Here is a 15003-nt window from a genome sequence, read left to right as displayed (position 1 = left end):
GTCGCGGGCGTTGCGCGTGGGGTCGTCCGTGGGACGATTCCTGCCGTCGCGGGTGAGCGTGGCGCTGACCGACCCGCTGGAGCGCAAGCTGCAGCGGCGGGCCCGCTCCCGCCAGCCGCTGACCTGGGAGCAGCGGGAGAAACTGATCTCCCACTTCACCCAGGACGTGGCGCTGCTGCAGAGGGTGACCGGCGAGGACTTCAGCGACTGGCTTCGTCCCCGCGAGCGCTCCGGCGGCCTGGTGGGCGTCCGCCCCAACGGCCAGCGTCAGGCCCGCAACGGCCGCCCCCAGGTTTGACCCCTTCCCTCAGGCGGGACAGTGGGGGCGAGCCCCGTACCAGGCCGCGATCGGCACCGCCCGCTACGGGGCTCGTGGGCCTCACCGTGCCCGGCCGGGGCGTGATCGGCATGGCCCCGCGCAGGTCGGCGACCGTGCTCAGCGCAGTTCGGTGCGGAGCTCGTGCGCCCCGTCCGCGCGGGTGTACTCGTAGTAGAGCCGCCGCCCGCCCTCCGGCAGGTCCACGATGTCCAGGTAGCGCAGGCCACCGCCCGCGTGCGGCGAGAGGGCGGCGGGCCCGGCGCCGATCGGGGTCAGCTCCGCCGGGTCGGTGCCGACCGCGACACCGGTCTTCTCCTCGTAGTTCTCCACCGCGGTGGCTCTGCCGTCGTAGAAGGCCACCACCTGCTCCCCGAGGAAGCGGACCGCCGCCACCCGCGCCCCCCGGGCGTCCCAGGCTCCGGGCCGGCCGCTGAGCGCGGTGCCCTGCCAGGTCCACTCGATACCGTCGGCGCTGGTGGCGTAGTCGGTCACCATCTGGTCTGCCTCGTCGTCCTCCGCCAGGGGGTGGCAGGAGGCCCACAGATGCCACACGTCGCCCCGCCACACGATCACCGGGTCCTTGACGCCGGTCTTCGGGTCGCCGGGCAGCACCACCTGCCGCTGCGCGGCGCGGAACCCGGACGGGTCGTCGGCCTCCAGCACCTCGACCCGCCAGTGCTTGGTGTCGTAGGTGGCGCAGCTGAGGTAGAGCCGCCAGCGCCCTTCCGGTGTGCGGACCAGGGTGGGCCGCTCCAGTGACTCGGTGTCCATCTCCTGCCTGCCGATGGTGAGCAGGGTCTCGAACCGCTCACCGTCGATGGAGCGGGCAACGACGACGGCGTAGCCGCGGCCCTCGCCGACGGGGCGGCGTAGCCGGTAGGCGAGGTAGATCAGCCCGTCGCTCGCCACGGCGCTCGGCGCACCGGCCCAGTGGCCCGCGCCCGGCTGGGCCGGTTCGATCGCGACTGTGGAACGGCCCGGGTCGGGAAGGAAATCCTCGATTGTCACGACACCGAGATTAGGCAGGCCCTGGGTGGCACTCACGGAGAATCACCAATCATGGTCACGAGTTTTGTCACCCCTTGACGGCCAAAGGGTGCGTCGTTCTCGGGGCCTCCGGCGTGAGAGGCGCGGCGGCTGCCGCCCCTCCACGGCCGGACCGGCACGATCGGGCGCGCGGGGGTGACATGGCCCGGATGCCGTGCGTACCAGGGGACGGGTCCGTGATGCCGGGGCCCGCGGAGACCTCGATGCCGACCGTACAGGGTACGGGGACGTGCGCGGGCCCGCGCCGTGCTCCCCCGCGATGACCGTCCGGTTCACCGGCGACGCGCCTTCCACGCTCTTCAGGACCGGCGGAGCGTCGCGCTCGGCAGCGGGATGGCGGGGAACGGGTTGTCCGGCGGCAGGATGAGCCGCCGGGCCTCCTGCGGACGCGCGGTGGCGTCCAGGTGCAGGAGCGCGGCCCCGATGCCCGCGGCGCCGACCATATAGCCGGTGTCGGCGGTGACCTCCCAGGGGCGCAGCCGCCGGTAGGCCTGGTACCAGCGGGAGCCCCGGCCGTCGTGGCCGGTGGCCAGGCCGGTCAGGTTCTCCCCCAGCGTGCGGGCGAACTCCAGGTGCTGCGGGTGGCCGGTCGCCGCCCAGAGCCCGACGAACAGCTCCACCAGCCCGGCGGTGCCGCAGCACTGGCAGGCCGAGTTCCAGTAGCCACCGCTCTGGCTGGCGGGGGCACCGCTGCTGACGATCCCCCTGGCCAGCCGCTCGACCCAGTCGAGGTCTCCGGCGTCACCCGAAACCCGGTACAGCTCGTAGAACGTCCGGGCGACCCCCGCGGAACCGGAGCAGAAGCCCAGGTAGTGCAGATCGCGGCCCTGCGGGATGTGGTGCGGCACCAGCGCACACCGCTCGGTCACGGCGCTGACCGCGCGGACGAAGTCGGCCCCCCTGCGGGAGCCGTCGAGAAAGCGGGTCTCGCCGGTCACGCCGTACAGGCGGGCGAGCAGGAAGGCGGTGCCGGCCGTGCCGGACAGGAATCCCGGGGTGACCGCGTCCAGCGGCAGGTCGGCGCAGGCGCCCTCGCCGAAGCGGTGGCCCGGGACGGCGAGCGCGGCGATGCGGGCGCCGGCCTCGACGGCGATCTCCTGGTAGGCGGGCACCCCCAGGATGCCCCCGGCGTGCAGCAGGCCGAGGATGATCCCGCCGTCGCCGCGCTGGGCGGGGTCACCGGTCCAGCCCAGGCCGCCGTCGATGGGGCGGGCGCTGCGCACGATGCGGTCGGCGACCGCGCCGGCCTCGACCTCGAAATCCCGTTCACCGGTGGCCCATCCGGCCTCGGCGAGGGCGAACATCACCCCGGCCAGACCGTGGTGGAGGGAGAGGTCGGCCTGCTCCCGCCAGGTGGCGGCGAGATAGCGGGCCCCGGCCCCGGCATCGTCCAGGTAGCCCTCGTCACCCGTGGCGGCGGCGAGCTCCAGGAAGAACAGGATGATCCCGGCCGCCCCCGAGTACAACGACAGGGGGTGGTCGGGCATGGCGGCCCGGCCCCGGGGGTCGGGGTTGGCCTGCCAGTGCCGTCCCCGTTCGTCCTCCACGGCCGCCGAGCGGATCCAGCGCGCGGCCTCGACCGCGGTGGCCAGCGGGCTCTCTGCCCCCGACTCCAGGCTCATGGCGGCTCCTTCGTACGGCGAGACAATCATGTTACCTGTATTTCCTACATGCTCAATAGGTAATGCGGTGACACCTGCCCGTGGACCGCGCGGGCCGGGTACCCGGGCCTTCCCTCGCCCGCGCTCAGGCGGAGCGGCCCGGAGGAACCAGATCGCTCATGACCGATCCCGCCAGATCGAACCCGCCGACATGGGCGAGGTAGCCGCCGGGCTCGAAGATCGATCCGTCCAGCGGGATGAACACTCCCCCCGCCTGCCGGACCAGCAGCGCCCCCGCCGCCACGTCCCATGGACTGACCCTACTGCCGTAGGCGACGTCCGCCCACCCTCCCGCGACATGGGCCAGCTTGAGCGCCGTGCTGCCCGGACGGCGGGTGGAGGCGAACGACGCCAGCATCCGGCCGAACTCGCGCAGCACCTCCTCCCCGCCGTCGGCCAGCTCGCGAGGGGTGGGATAACTGGTCAGCAGCATCGCCTCCCGATCGCGCGTGGCACCGGCGCTGCGCAACCGCACGTCGTTGCACCAGGCCCCGCCCAGGTCGGCCCGGAACTCGTCGTCGCGCACCGGGTCGTAGACCACCCCGGCGACCACCTCGTCCCCGGCGGCGGCGGCGATCGACACGCAGAAGAAGGGCAGCCCGGCGGCGAAGTTCGCGGTCCCGTCGATCGGGTCGACGTACCAGCGGATCTCACCGGACCCTTCGCTGCCGCCCTCCTCGCCGATGACCGTGCTACCCGGGACGCGTCTCTCGATGACCTCCCGGATGGTCTCCTCCGCGGCGCGGTCGTGCTCGGTCACCGGATCGTGGAAGTCGCTCTTGGTCTCGACCGCGGGACGCGACCTGAACGCCTTGCGGAGCCGCTCGCCCACCGCGCGGGCGGCCTCGACCGCGACGGCCGAGAGCTCTGTCGAGGTGCTCTGATCCATGCTTCCTCCATTGACGCGATCGGGCCGCGCCGGTCGCCGGCGGTCTCGGGAGCGGGCCGGGCGGCAAGGATCCGGTGAGCCTGCCGACCGGCGCCGAGAGCCGCCCCGACTCCCATCCTGTACGAGAACGCGCGCCCCTACCCGCGTGTTCGTCAGGACATTCCGATCCCCGCCGGGGGCGGGACCCGTACGGAACACGCGCGGCGATCGCCTCCCGGAGATCACGCTCGTCGGGCATCGGCCAGATCGGCAGAACGACTAGAAGTCGTACTTAAAGGTCAAATCTGCATCAAACAACCAGTAGCCGGGAGCATCCACCGCATGGCATTTCGCCTGACGGGGATGTCATACGGGTAATCACCGCTAAGAAAGCCTGGCGTATGACCCCAGATCCGAGACAAGACGATGCGCGGCCGGAGAGATGAACAGGCGGCGGTCCTCGCCCTGCTGGAAGGCATCGCGTCCACGGCAGGGAACGTCATGCTCGTCGAGGGCGAGCCGGGGATAGGCAAGACGCTGCTGCTCGGCGAGGCCGCCGGCCTCGCGGCCGCGCGGGGGACGGCGGTCGCGAGCGGGCGGGCCGACGAACTGGGACGACTGACACCGCTGGGGCCGCTGCTGTCGGCCCTGGAGGAGTCGCCGGCGCCCATGACCGTGGCCAGGAACGCCTTCCCCGACGGCCCCGGCCTGCTGCTCTGGCTGGCCGAGCAGGTCAGGACCTCGCTGGAGAGAAGGCTGGGCGCGGGGCCGCTGCTGGTCACCCTGGACGATCTCCAGTGGGCCGATCCCGCCACGCTCATGGCCCTGCGCACGCTGCCCTCGCGGCTGGCCGAACGCCCGGTGGCATGGCTGCTGGCCTGCCGCAGCACCCCGGCGCGCGGCGACGCCAGACGGCTGTTCGACCTGCTCGAGGAGGAGGGCGCCACCCGGACCGTGCTGCGCCCGCTCGACGACGGTGCGGTCACCGAGATCTCCACCGACATCCTGGGCGCGGCTCCCGGGAAGGATCTGGCGGCGCTGGCCGCCCAGGCCGGCGGCAACCCGCTGCTGCTGTCCGAGTATCTCACCGGACTGTGCGAGGAGGGCGCCGTCCTCGTGCGGGACGGTGTCGCCCGGCTGGCCGAGACCACTCCCGCCGGGGCGGAGCTGCCCCTGCGGGTGCACACCGCCGTCCGGCGGCGGCTGAACGAGCTCGGCACCAGGACCAGGTACCTGCTGGAGGCCACGGCGGTGCTCGGGCGCTCGTTCTCACCGGCGTACGCGGCCGAGATGCTCGGCGAGACCCCGGCGGCACTGCTTCCCCCGCTGGAGGAGGCCCTGGCCGCGGGTGTGCTCGTCACCACCCCCGACGAGCTGGCGTTCAGGCACGAGCTGCTGTGGCGCTCGGTCGTCGAGAAGGTGCCCCAACCGGTGCGGCGAGCGCTGCGCGAACAGGTCGAGCGCGCCGCCCGGACACGCCCGGCCCGCCTGACCGGGGGCGGCGACGCCGAGACGCTGACGGACCTGGCCCTGCTCGCCTGGGACGAGGGCAGGCTCTCGTACGGGCTGGACCTGGCACGCGAAGCCGTGGAGCAACCGGCCGGTGGACGACGGCGGCAGCAGCCCCGGGCGGTACTGGCCTCGATGCTGATCGACCTCTGGCTGCTGGACGAGGCGGAGGCCACGACGGAGATCGCCGCGGCCGAGGCCGGGTGCGAGCCTGCCTGGGCCGCGGAGATCCCCGTCCTGCGCGCCCGCCTGCACCTGGCCTCGGGCAGGCTCGGCAGCGCGATCGAGCACGCGGAGGCCGGTCTGGCCGCCGCCGGGACCCTGGGCGCCCCGTTGCCGGCCTCTTCGGCCCTGTCGGTGCTCGGCACCGCGTCACTGCGGGCGGGCGACCTGCCGGGGGCCATCAGGTACATGGAGAGGAACCTTGTCGGGTCGGCGCGAGACCTGCCCCCGCGCACGCGGCTGCGCTCGGAGCTGGTGGCCGGGCGGATCAACGAGGCGCGCGACGGAGCCGCGGGCGGGATGAGCTCGCTCGGCGGGCTGTACGACGCGCTGCCTCGGCACACCGGGGCGCTGACCAGCGAGCCCACCGCCGCGGCATGGCTGGTACGGATGGCCATGGCGACGGGTCAGCGGCACCGGGCCGACGCCGTGGTCGACGCGGCCGAGGGCATCGCCTGGCGCAGCCCCGGCCTGCCCAATCCGTCGGTGGCCGCCGACCACGCCCGTGGACTGCGGGAGGGCGACCCCGAGGCGCTGGGCCGCGCGGTGGCCGGGCACGGCGATCCGTGGGCCAGGGGTTCGGCGGCGGAGGATCTGGGCGTGCTGCTCGGCGCGGACGGCTGCCGGGATACGGCCGTGGAGAACCTCAAGATCGCGCTCGCCTGCTACGGCGCGGTGGGGGCCGTCCGTGACGCCGCGCGGGTACGGGGCAGGCTGCGACTGCTGGGCGAGCGGCGCCGCCACTGGGTCAGGACCGCCCATCCCACCTCGGGGTGGGCCAGCCTGACCGGCACCGAGCAGGCCGTCTGCGACCTGGTCTCCCAGGGGCTGACGAACCGGAACGCCGCCGAGCAGATGTTCATCAGCGAGCACACGGTCGCCTTCCACCTGCGGCAGGTCTTCCGCAAGCTGGGCATCCACTCCCGGGTCGAGCTGGCCAGGCTCTCCGCCGAGGAGGGCGCCCACCAGGGTCACCGAGCTCCTCGCTGAGATCCCCTGGGGTCACCTGTCCCCCGTCTCAGCCACTCCCTCACCTACCGGCGCGATCGCGCCCTCCACCCATGAGCGCGGTTCGGAGGCGGGCGCCGCGCCCGCGGGTACCCGGCTCCTCTTCCCACAGTTCCGGCATTGCACGATATTTGATGACATTGCCGGTTCTCCTCATGCGTAGGTGACGTCGAGCTCGCCCTCGGCGAGGTCGACCCGGACCACGCCCCCCTCGTACGCCTCCCCGGACAGCAGAGCGCGGCCGATGCGCGTCTCGACCTCCCTGGAGATGAACCGGCGCAGCGGGCGGGCGCCGTACACCGGGTCGTAGCCCCGCTCGGCGATGTACCTGAGCGCCGCCTCGGTGACGTCCAGCCGGATCCCCCGCTGTTCGAGACGGGTCCGCAGCTCGACGAACATCAGGCCGACGATGCGTTCGATCTCCTCCATGGTGAGCGGCTTGAAGATCACGATGTCGTCGACGCGGTTGAGGAACTCGGGACGGAAGTGCGCGCGCAGCTCGGCCATCACCCGCTGCTGCGCCTCCTGCTCGATCTCCCCGCTCGGTGTGACGCCGTCGAGGAGGTAGACGGAGCCGATGTTGGAGGTCATGATCAGGACCGTGTTGCGGAAGTCGACGGTCCTGCCCTGCGCGTCGGTGAGCCGCCCGTCGTCCAGCACCTGCAGCAGCGTGTTGAAGACATCCGCGTGCGCCTTCTCCACCTCGTCGAAGAGCACCACGGAGTACGGCCTGCGCCGCACGGCCTCGGTCAGCTGGCCGCCCTCCTCGTACCCCACGTAGCCGGGGGGCGCGCCGACGAGGCGGCTGACCGTGTGCCGCTCCTGGTACTCGCTCATGTCGATGCGGATCATGTTGTCCTCGGTGTCGAAGAGCGCCTCCGCGAGCGCCTTGGCCAGCTCGGTCTTGCCGACGCCCGTCGGTCCCAGGAAGATGAACGACCCGATCGGGCGGCGCGGGTCCTTGATGCCGGAACGGGCCCGGATGACGGCGTCGGCCACCAACCGCACCGCCTCGTCCTGGCCGATCACCCGCTCGTGCAGGACCTGGTCCAGCCGCAGCAGCTTCTCCCGCTCGCCCTCCTGCAGGCGGCTCACCGGGATGCCCGTCCACCGGGAGACGATCATCGAGATCTCGTCGTCGGTGACGACCTCGCGCAGCAGGCGTGCCGTCCCCTGCTTGGCGAGCAGACGCTCCTCCTCCGCCTCCAGCCGCCGCTCCAGCTCGGGCAGCTTGCCGTGCCGCAGCTCCGCGGCACGGTTGAGGTCGTAGTCGCGTTCGGCCCGATCGGCTTCGGCGCGTACGTGTTCGATCTCCTCGCGCAGGCTCTGGACGGCGCGCAGCGCGTGCCGCTCGGCCTCCCACTGCGCCCGCATGGCGTCGGCCTCGGCGCGCACGTCGGCGAGCTCCGCGCGCAGCTCCTCCAGGCGGACCCCGCTCGCGAGGTCCTCCTCCTTGGCGAGCGCGGCCTCCTCGATCTCCAGGCGCATCACCCTGCGGGTGAGCTCGTCGAGCGCGGCGGGCATCGAGTCGATCTCCGTACGGAGCATCGCGCACGCCTCGTCCACCAGGTCGATGGCCTTGTCCGGCAGGAAACGGTCGGAGATGTAGCGGTGGCTCAGCACGACGGCGGCCACCAGCGCGCTGTCCTGGATCTTCACCCCGTGAAAGATCTCCAGGCGCTCGCGCAGGCCACGCAGGATGGAGACGGCGTCCTCGACCGAGGGCTCGTCGACCATCACCGGCTGGAACCGGCGCTCCAGTGCGGCGTCCTTCTCGATGTGCTTGCGGTACTCGCTGAGGGTCGTCGCCCCGATCATGTGCAGCTCGCCGCGGGCCAGCATGGGCTTGAGCATGTTGCCCGCGTCCATGGCGCCCTCGGCCGCTCCGGCGCCCACCACGGTGTGCATCTCGTCGACGAAGAGCAGGATCCGCCCCTCGGCGGCCTTGACCTCGTTGAGCACGGCCTTGAGGCGCTCCTCGAACTCGCCCCGGTACTTGGCCCCGGCCACCAGCGAGCCCATGTCGAGGCTGAAGACCGTCTTGCCCTTGAGTCCCTCCGGCACGTCCCCGTGGCTGATCCGCTGCGCGAGTCCCTCCACGATGGCGGTCTTGCCGACGCCGGGGTCACCGACCAGGACGGGGTTGTTCTTCGTCTTGCGGGACAGGATCTGGACGACCCGGCGGATCTCGGCGTCACGCCCGATGACCGGGTCGAGCTTGCCCGACAGGGCGTCGGCCACCAGGTCGCGCCCGTACTTCTCCAGCGCCTCGTACGCCACCTCGGGCATCGCGGAGGTCACCCGCTGGTTGCCGCGGATCGAGGTGAGCGCCTTGAGGAAGCCGTCCCTGGTCAGCCCCTGATCGTGCAGCAGTCTCCCGGCGGAGCTCGAGCTGCCCTCCTCAAGCAGGGCGATGAGCAGGTGCTCCACCGACACGTACTCGTCCTTGAGCCGGTCGGCCTCCCGTTTGGCCGTGTCCAGCAGGCGGGAGAGCCGCTGCGTCACATAGACCTGGCCCGGCGCGGCGCCGGGACCGCTCACCTTGGGACGGCGGCCCAGCTCCGCCTCCAGATCACCCCTGAGCCTGTCGGTGTCGACGTTCGCGTACGAGAGCAGGCGGGGTATCAGCCCCTCCGGCTGGTCCAGCAACGCCAGCAGCAGGTGCTCGCCGTCCACCTCGGTGTGCCCGAAGCGCAGGGCCTTGGTCTGCGCGTCGTGCAGCGCCTCCTGCGACTTCTGGGTCAGCTGGTTCATGTCCACGGCGAGCCTCCGGTGAGTCGGGAACGCCCACGCTGGGCGGCCTCCAGCTGGGCGATGCGGTCCAGCAGATCCAGTACGAGGCCGAGCGCGGCATAGTTGATCGAGAACCCGGCCCGCAGCCGCCGGATCCGCGCCATGGTGAGCACTTCGGGAGGCGGGAACCACAGGTGCCCGGCGGAGTCGGTCCCGGCATCGAGCAGGCCCAGCGCGACAAGACGCCGCACCAGCTCGGGGTGGGTCCCCGTCGCCCTGGCGAACGTCTCCAGATCCAGGCGCTCGGGCCTGGTGAGCTGGTAGGTCCGCTCCACTCCGCCAGGCGCCCTCCGCGGGCGGGAGGCGGAGCCCCCGGCCGGGGCCGCCCCCGGCCCGGCAGGCCGCGCCCCCGGGTGGGGCGGCCTGCGCTCCGGGAGGGGATGGGTCATCGCTGCCTCCTCGGATCGAACGTGGAGACGGCGGCGAGCTGCTCGAACAGCCGCCGCTCCTCCTCCGACAGCCGGGCCGGAACCATGATCCGCACCTCGGCGTACAGATCACCCGCCTTGTTCCGGGGACTGGGCATCCCCCGGCCGCGCAGCCGCAGCCGCTTGCCGCTGGAGGTGCCCGCCGGCACCTTGACCTTGGCCTCGCCCGCGGGGGTGTCGACCGCGACGGAGGCGCCGAGCGCCGCCTCCCACGGGGTGACCTGGAGCAGGACGTGGATGTCTCGCCCCTCGACCCGGTACCGGGGGTGCGGCGCGATCCTGACGATCAGGTAGAGGTCACCCGCGGGTGCCCCGTCGCCGCCCCTTCCCCCCTGCCCGGCCAGCCTGACGCGCTGCCCGTCGGAGACGCCCGCGGGAATCTCGATCTGCAGCCTGCGCGAGCCGACGGTGATCGAGCGGCGGCCGCCCCGGTAGGCCTCCTCGACGGTCAGCTCGATCTCGGCCTCCTGGTCGGCGCCGGGGATCGGCCCCCAGCCTCCACCGGCCCTGCCTCCCCGCGCTCCCCGTCCGGAGAACAGCCCTTCGAGAAGGTCGTCGAGGTCGACCCCCTCCCCGAAGCCGGCCTGCTCTCCGGCCCTGCCCCAGCCGGCACGGCCCGCCCCCGCGCCGGCACGCGCACGGCGGCCCTGGGCGCGCGCCCACGTCTCGGGGTCCACGTCCTCGGGCACCTGGCGGAAGTTCGGCCCGAACGCGTCGTAGCGGCGCCGGGTCGCGGGGTCGGACAGCACGCTGTAGGCCTCGGAGACCTCCTTGAAGCGGTCCTCGGCGGCCGGGTCCTTGTTGACGTCGGGATGGTTGACCCGCGCCAGCTTGCGGTAGGCGCGCTGGATCTCCTCCTGGCTCGCGCCCCTCTGCACTCCGAGGATCTCGTAGAAGTCGCGGTCGGGGGGCATCATTCCCCCTTGGCCACCACGACCAGCGCGGGCCGTAGCTGTTGCTCGCCGTCTCCGTAGCCGGGCCGCACCACCTGCAGGACCGTGCCGTCGGGCACGCCCTCCTGCGGGAGCACGGCCACCGCCTCGTGCCTGGCCGGGTCGAACGTGGCGCCGGCGTCGTCGCGGCGTGGGTAGCCGAGGCGGGAGAGCACCTCCTGCGCCTGGTCCCTGATCGCCCGCATCCCGTCGACGATGGAGGCGGGGTCGGTCTCCGCGTGCTCCAGCGCGCGATCCAGGTTGTCCAGCACGGGCAGCCACTCGGCGGCGGCCCGTGCCCGCTCCTCCTCCCGCATCCGCCCGGTGTCCCGGCTGACGCGCTTGCGCAGGTTGTCGAGGTCGGCGAGGGCGCGCCGCCAGCGGTCCTGCAGGTCGGTCACCAGGGCCTGGAGCTCCTCGACCCGGGCCTGGAGGTCGGCCGGGGCGGCCCCTGCCTGCTCGCGCGCCTCCTGGGCATGCTGCTCTTGACCATGCGCTTCCTTGCCGCGCGTCCCTCGCGCATGGGCCTTCCTGCCGTGTTCCTCCTGGCCGTCGTGCCGGCCCTGGGCCCGTGGCTCCTGGCCACGCGGATCCGGCTCATGACCGGGGACGTGGCCGCCCTGCCCGGCTGCCTCACTCATCGGTCGTGAACTCCGCGTCGATGACGTCGTCGTCCCTGCCGCCACCCGCCTGGCCGCCCGGAGCCCCGGACGCGCCCTCCCCCGGGGCTCCCGGGCCGGAAGCACCTGAGGCCGACGCGCCGAGGCTGTGGTAGACCTGCTGGAGCTCGGCGGTGAGCGAGCGGACCCGGTCGAGCGGGGCCTCCTGCTTGATCGCCTCACGGGCGTCGTTCACCAGCATCTCGCCCCGCGCCTTCTCATGGACGGGCACCGACTCACCCAGCTCGGCCAGGCGGTGCTCCACCTGGTAGGCGGCGCTGTCGAGCTCGTTGCGCGCGTCGATGACCTGCCGCATCCGCTGGTCCTCCTCGCGGTGCCGCTCGGCGTCGGCGACCATCCGCTCGACCTCGCCGGTGTCCAGGTTCGAGCTCTCACTGATCGTGATGCGCTGCTCGGCGCCGGTGTCCTTGTCCTTGGCGGAGACGTTCAGGATCCCGTTGGCGTCGATGTCGAAGGTCACATCGACCTGCGGCACGCCGCGCGGGGCGGGCCTGATGTTCTCCAGCCGGAACCGGCCGAGGGAACGGTTGTCGGCGGCGCGCTCGCGCTCGCCCTGCAGCACGGCGACGTCCACGGCGGTCTGGTTGTCCTCCGCGGTGCTGAACACCTCGGACCGGCGGGCCGGAATGGTGGTGTTGCGCTCGATGACCTTCGTCATGACCCCGCCGAGCGTCTCGATGCCCAGGGAGAGCGGCGTCACGTCCAGCAGCACGACGTCCTTCAGCTCGCCCTTGATGACGGCGGCCTGGACCGCCGCGCCCAGCGCCACGACCTCGTCGGGGTTGACCGTCATGTTCGGGTCCTTGCCACCCGTCATGCGGCGTACCAGGGTCTGCACCGCGGGCATCCTGGTCGAGCCGCCCACCAGGATCACCTCGTCGATGTCGTCGGCGGTGAGCTTGGCGTCGGCCATGGCCTGCTGGATGGGGGGCTTGCACCGTTCGAGCAGGTCGGCGGTGATCTCCTCGAAGGTGGAGCGCCGCAGCGTGGCGTTCAGGTGTTTGGGGCCCGAGGCGTCCGCCGTGATGAAGGGCAGGCTGACCTGCGTCTGGCTGACCGCCGACAGCTCGACCTTGGCCTTCTCCGCGGCCTCGAAGAGCCGCTGCAGGGCCTGGGGATCCTGGCGCAGGTCGATGCCGTTGTCCCGCTGGAACTCGTCGGCGAGGTGGTCGACGATGCGCCGGTCGAAGTCGTCACCGCCCAGATGGGTGTCGCCCGCGGTCGCCCGTACCTCGACGACGCCGTCGCCGATGGCGAGGATGCTGACGTCGAAGGTGCCGCCGCCCAGGTCGAAGACGAGCACGGTCTCGTTCTCCTTGCGGTCGAGGCCGTAGGCGAGAGCCGCCGCGGTCGGCTCGTTGACGATCCGCAGGACCTCCAGGCCGGCGATCTTCCCCGCGTCCTTGGTGGCCTGGCGCTGGGAGTCGTTGAAGTACGCGGGCACGGTGATGACCGCCTCGGTGATCTTCTCCCCCAGGAACTTCGAGGCGTCGTCCACCAGCTTGCGCAGCACGGCCGCGGCGATCTCCTCCGGCGCGTACAGCTTCTCGTGGATCTTGAAGCGGACGGCACCGTCCGGACCTGGGACGACGTCGAACGAGACGGCGTTCATCTCGCTGGTGACCTCGTCGTAGCGGCGGCCGATGAAGCGCTTGGCCGAGTAGATCGTTCCCTTGGGGTTCAGGATCGCCTGGCGGCGGGCAAGCTGCCCGACCAGGCGCTCACCGTTCTCGGTGAACGCCACGACCGACGGCGTCGTCCGCACCCCCTCGGCGTTGGGGATCACCGTGGGCTTGTCGCCCTCCATCGTGGCGATCACCGAGTTGGTGGTGCCGAGGTCGATTCCAACTGTTTTAGGCATGCTGATCTCCTGTGCGACATGACGGGAACGACACTCGCCGGACGGCATCGCCCGCCCCGATCCTCGGGCCTGATCACTCCACGCCCCGGTGAGGCCGGTGATCCAGCTGGCGGGCACGGCACGGCGGTGCGGGCCCTGCTCAGGGAGCGCCGATCAGATCTGCTGCGGCATCTGCGGGGACATGCCCACGTTGAGCAGCCTGCGCGCCTCGGCCGCGTACGGGGTCTCGACCAGTACCTCGTAGCGATCGGCGACGATCGAGCTCGACGAAAGAAAATCACGCTTGCCCCCGGTGAGCGCGTGGCCGATCAGTCCGAAGATCGCGCCGGCCACGGCACCCCAGATCAGGCCCCACAGGACCAGGACGAAGGGGAAGCGGCCCGGAGTGAAGATCGCGAAGAACAGGCCGATCAGCAGGCCGAACCAGGCACCGGCACCGGCTCCCATCCACGCGGCGCGAAGGTAGGTCAGCCGCCCGAGCACCCTCTCGACGAGCCGGAGTCCGACTCCGACGATCAGGGTGTGCTCGACCGGGAACTTCTGGTCGGAGAGCTGGTCCACGGCACGCTGGGCCTCGGCGTAGGTGCCGAAACCCGCCACCGCCTCGTGGGCCTTCAAGGTGATATCCGATGGCATGGCACTTCCCTTCAACGGGTACCCGCGAAGTGGATCCTTACCCGCTCACCGTGCCTCTCGGGACGGCGCCCCCACATCCCCAGATCTGACAGTCATCTCCGTCGTACCCCGCCCCGCCACCCTGCCGGCCACCCCGTCCGCCACCGGCGCCCCACCTCCTCACCGTCGTCTCCGGCCCCCGCGCCGTCGCGGTCAGTCAGGTCCCAGACCGTGCCGGAAGGCGTACGTCACGGCCTGGGCACGGTCGCGCAGCCCCGCCTTGGCGAAGAGGTTGTTGATGTGGGTCTTGACCGTCGCCTCGGAGACGAACAGCTCTTCGGCGATCTCCGCGTTCGAGCGGCCCGCCGCTATCAGCCGCAGCACCTCGCTCTCCCGGCGGGTGAGCCCGTCGGGCAGGTCCGGCGCGCGGCGGTTCACGGTCACTGCCTCGGCCAGCCGCCGCTGGATACCCGGGTCGAACTGGGCCTGCCCCTCGACCACGGTCGCGATGGCCGAGGCCAGGGACTCGGCGTCGGTGTCCTTGGTCAGATAGCCCCGCGCCCCGGCGCCCAGCGCGGCGAAGACCGACTCGTCGTCGGAGTAGGTCGTCAGGACCACCACATGGACCTCCGGATGAGCCGCCCTGATCCTGCGGGTCGCCTCCACCCCGTCCATGCGGGGCATCCGCAGGTCCATCAGGACCACGTCGGGCCTGAGCTCGCCGACGAGCCGGACCGCCTCCCCACCGTCGGCCGCCGCACCGGCGACCTCGATACCGGGCAGCAGCCCCAGCAGCAGCACCAGCCCCTCGCGCACCACCGTCTGGTCGTCGGCCACCAGCACCCGCACGGTCACCTCGGCACCCCCGCGTCCCTCGAACCCGCTCGCGCTCCCCGGCACCTCTCCCGCCGGGGCGGGACCGGATCACGGTCGCGCGCCGCCTCCCCCGCATCCGCCCCGGCACCGGCACCGGCACCGGCACCGGCGTGGGGGGGGGGCCGGGGGGGGGGCGGCCCCCCCCCCGCGCCCCCCCCGGGGGGGCGGCGCGAGGGAGAGGGAC

The 15003-nt window shown here is 72.3% G+C and carries 11 protein-coding genes and 1 pseudogene; 2 read left to right on the top strand and 10 right to left on the bottom strand.

What is annotated here, in order from left to right:
• Nucleotides 1–298, top strand: a pseudogene (locus ABT130_RS44400) (sulfotransferase); the annotation flags it as partial.
• Nucleotides 299–436: 138 nt separating this feature from the next.
• Here the strand turns inward: ABT130_RS44400 and ABT130_RS44395 are convergent.
• The 3 genes from ABT130_RS44395 to ABT130_RS44385 form a co-directional block, all read right to left on the bottom strand.
• Nucleotides 437–1327 carry a glycoside hydrolase family protein gene (locus ABT130_RS44395; RefSeq protein ID WP_350966028.1) on the bottom strand — a complete coding sequence of 297 codons (891 nt, stop codon included), beginning with the start codon at nucleotides 1325–1327 and terminating at the stop codon, nucleotides 437–439.
• Between the two features lie 338 nt (nucleotides 1328–1665).
• Nucleotides 1666–2988 (bottom strand): lanthionine synthetase LanC family protein, encoded by a 1323-nt coding sequence (locus tag ABT130_RS44390; RefSeq protein ID WP_350929064.1) that lies wholly within the window; start codon nucleotides 2986–2988, stop codon nucleotides 1666–1668.
• A gap of 124 nt (nucleotides 2989–3112) precedes the next feature.
• Entirely contained in the window at nucleotides 3113–3916 is an 804-nt protein-coding gene (locus ABT130_RS44385; RefSeq protein WP_350929062.1) for an inositol monophosphatase family protein, read from the bottom strand.
• A 405-nt stretch (nucleotides 3917–4321) separates the two neighbouring features.
• Between ABT130_RS44385 and ABT130_RS44380 the strand changes: the two genes are divergently transcribed.
• The gene (locus tag ABT130_RS44380; protein ID WP_350966026.1) at nucleotides 4322–6616 is read left to right on the top strand and encodes a helix-turn-helix transcriptional regulator; all 2295 of its coding nucleotides are present in this window, start codon (nucleotides 4322–4324) and stop codon (nucleotides 6614–6616) included.
• Nucleotides 6617–6787: 171 nt separating this feature from the next.
• Here the strand turns inward: ABT130_RS44380 and clpB are convergent, their stop codons facing one another.
• From clpB to ABT130_RS44345, 7 genes are all read right to left on the bottom strand, one after another.
• Nucleotides 6788–9388 carry an ATP-dependent chaperone ClpB gene (gene clpB / locus ABT130_RS44375; protein ID WP_350966024.1) on the bottom strand — a complete coding sequence of 867 codons (2601 nt, stop codon included), beginning with the start codon at nucleotides 9386–9388 and terminating at the stop codon, nucleotides 6788–6790.
• A complete protein-coding gene (locus tag ABT130_RS44370) occupies nucleotides 9385–9816 on the bottom strand; it encodes a chaperone modulator CbpM (protein ID WP_350966023.1) in 432 nt (143 codons plus the stop codon). The genes clpB and ABT130_RS44370 overlap by 4 nt, the downstream gene beginning before the upstream one ends.
• Entirely contained in the window at nucleotides 9813–10772 is a 960-nt protein-coding gene (locus tag ABT130_RS44365; RefSeq protein WP_350966021.1) for a DnaJ C-terminal domain-containing protein, read from the bottom strand. Before ABT130_RS44365 ends, ABT130_RS44370 begins: the two co-directional genes overlap by 4 nt.
• Nucleotides 10769–11428: a nucleotide exchange factor GrpE gene (locus ABT130_RS44360; RefSeq protein ID WP_350966019.1), complete on the bottom strand. Its 660-nt coding sequence runs from the start codon at nucleotides 11426–11428 to the stop codon at nucleotides 10769–10771. The genes ABT130_RS44365 and ABT130_RS44360 overlap by 4 nt, the downstream gene beginning before the upstream one ends.
• The gene (dnaK, locus tag ABT130_RS44355; protein ID WP_350966017.1) at nucleotides 11421–13328 is read right to left on the bottom strand and encodes a molecular chaperone DnaK; all 1908 of its coding nucleotides are present in this window, start codon (nucleotides 13326–13328) and stop codon (nucleotides 11421–11423) included. Before dnaK ends, ABT130_RS44360 begins: the two co-directional genes overlap by 8 nt.
• Before the next feature lie 153 nt (nucleotides 13329–13481).
• Complete coding sequence (locus tag ABT130_RS44350; RefSeq protein WP_350929048.1) at nucleotides 13482–13964, bottom strand: YflT domain-containing protein; 483 nt, start codon at nucleotides 13962–13964, stop codon at nucleotides 13482–13484.
• A 192-nt stretch (nucleotides 13965–14156) separates the two neighbouring features.
• Nucleotides 14157–14843 carry a response regulator gene (locus tag ABT130_RS44345; protein WP_350966015.1) on the bottom strand — a complete coding sequence of 229 codons (687 nt, stop codon included), beginning with the start codon at nucleotides 14841–14843 and terminating at the stop codon, nucleotides 14157–14159.
• Between the last annotated feature and the right edge of the window lie 160 nt (nucleotides 14844–15003).

It is taken from the genome of Streptosporangium sp. NPDC001681 (assembly GCF_040298085.1).
Lineage (GTDB): Bacteria > Actinomycetota > Actinomycetes > Streptosporangiales > Streptosporangiaceae > Streptosporangium.
This window is presented reverse-complemented; position numbering and strand designations above follow the sequence as displayed.

What these genes read in the sequence shown, in the direction of transcription:
- ABT130_RS44385 (WP_350929062.1), bottom strand. Translation starts at nt 3,916, where the DNA reads ATGGATCAGAGCACCTCGACAGAGCTCTCGGCCGTCGCGGTCGAGGCC.
- dnaK (WP_350966017.1), bottom strand. Translation starts at nt 13,328, where the DNA reads ATGCCTAAAACAGTTGGAATCGACCTCGGCACCACCAACTCGGTGATC.
- clpB (WP_350966024.1), bottom strand. Translation starts at nt 9,388, where the DNA reads ATGAACCAGCTGACCCAGAAGTCGCAGGAGGCGCTGCACGACGCGCAG.
- ABT130_RS44380 (WP_350966026.1), top strand. Translation starts at nt 4,322, where the DNA reads ATGCGCGGCCGGAGAGATGAACAGGCGGCGGTCCTCGCCCTGCTGGAA.
- ABT130_RS44360 (WP_350966019.1), bottom strand. Translation starts at nt 11,428, where the DNA reads ATGAGTGAGGCAGCCGGGCAGGGCGGCCACGTCCCCGGTCATGAGCCG.
- ABT130_RS44365 (WP_350966021.1), bottom strand. Translation starts at nt 10,772, where the DNA reads ATGATGCCCCCCGACCGCGACTTCTACGAGATCCTCGGAGTGCAGAGG.
- ABT130_RS44350 (WP_350929048.1), bottom strand. Translation starts at nt 13,964, where the DNA reads ATGCCATCGGATATCACCTTGAAGGCCCACGAGGCGGTGGCGGGTTTC.
- ABT130_RS44390 (WP_350929064.1), bottom strand. Translation starts at nt 2,988, where the DNA reads ATGAGCCTGGAGTCGGGGGCAGAGAGCCCGCTGGCCACCGCGGTCGAG.
- ABT130_RS44370 (WP_350966023.1), bottom strand. Translation starts at nt 9,816, where the DNA reads ATGACCCATCCCCTCCCGGAGCGCAGGCCGCCCCACCCGGGGGCGCGG.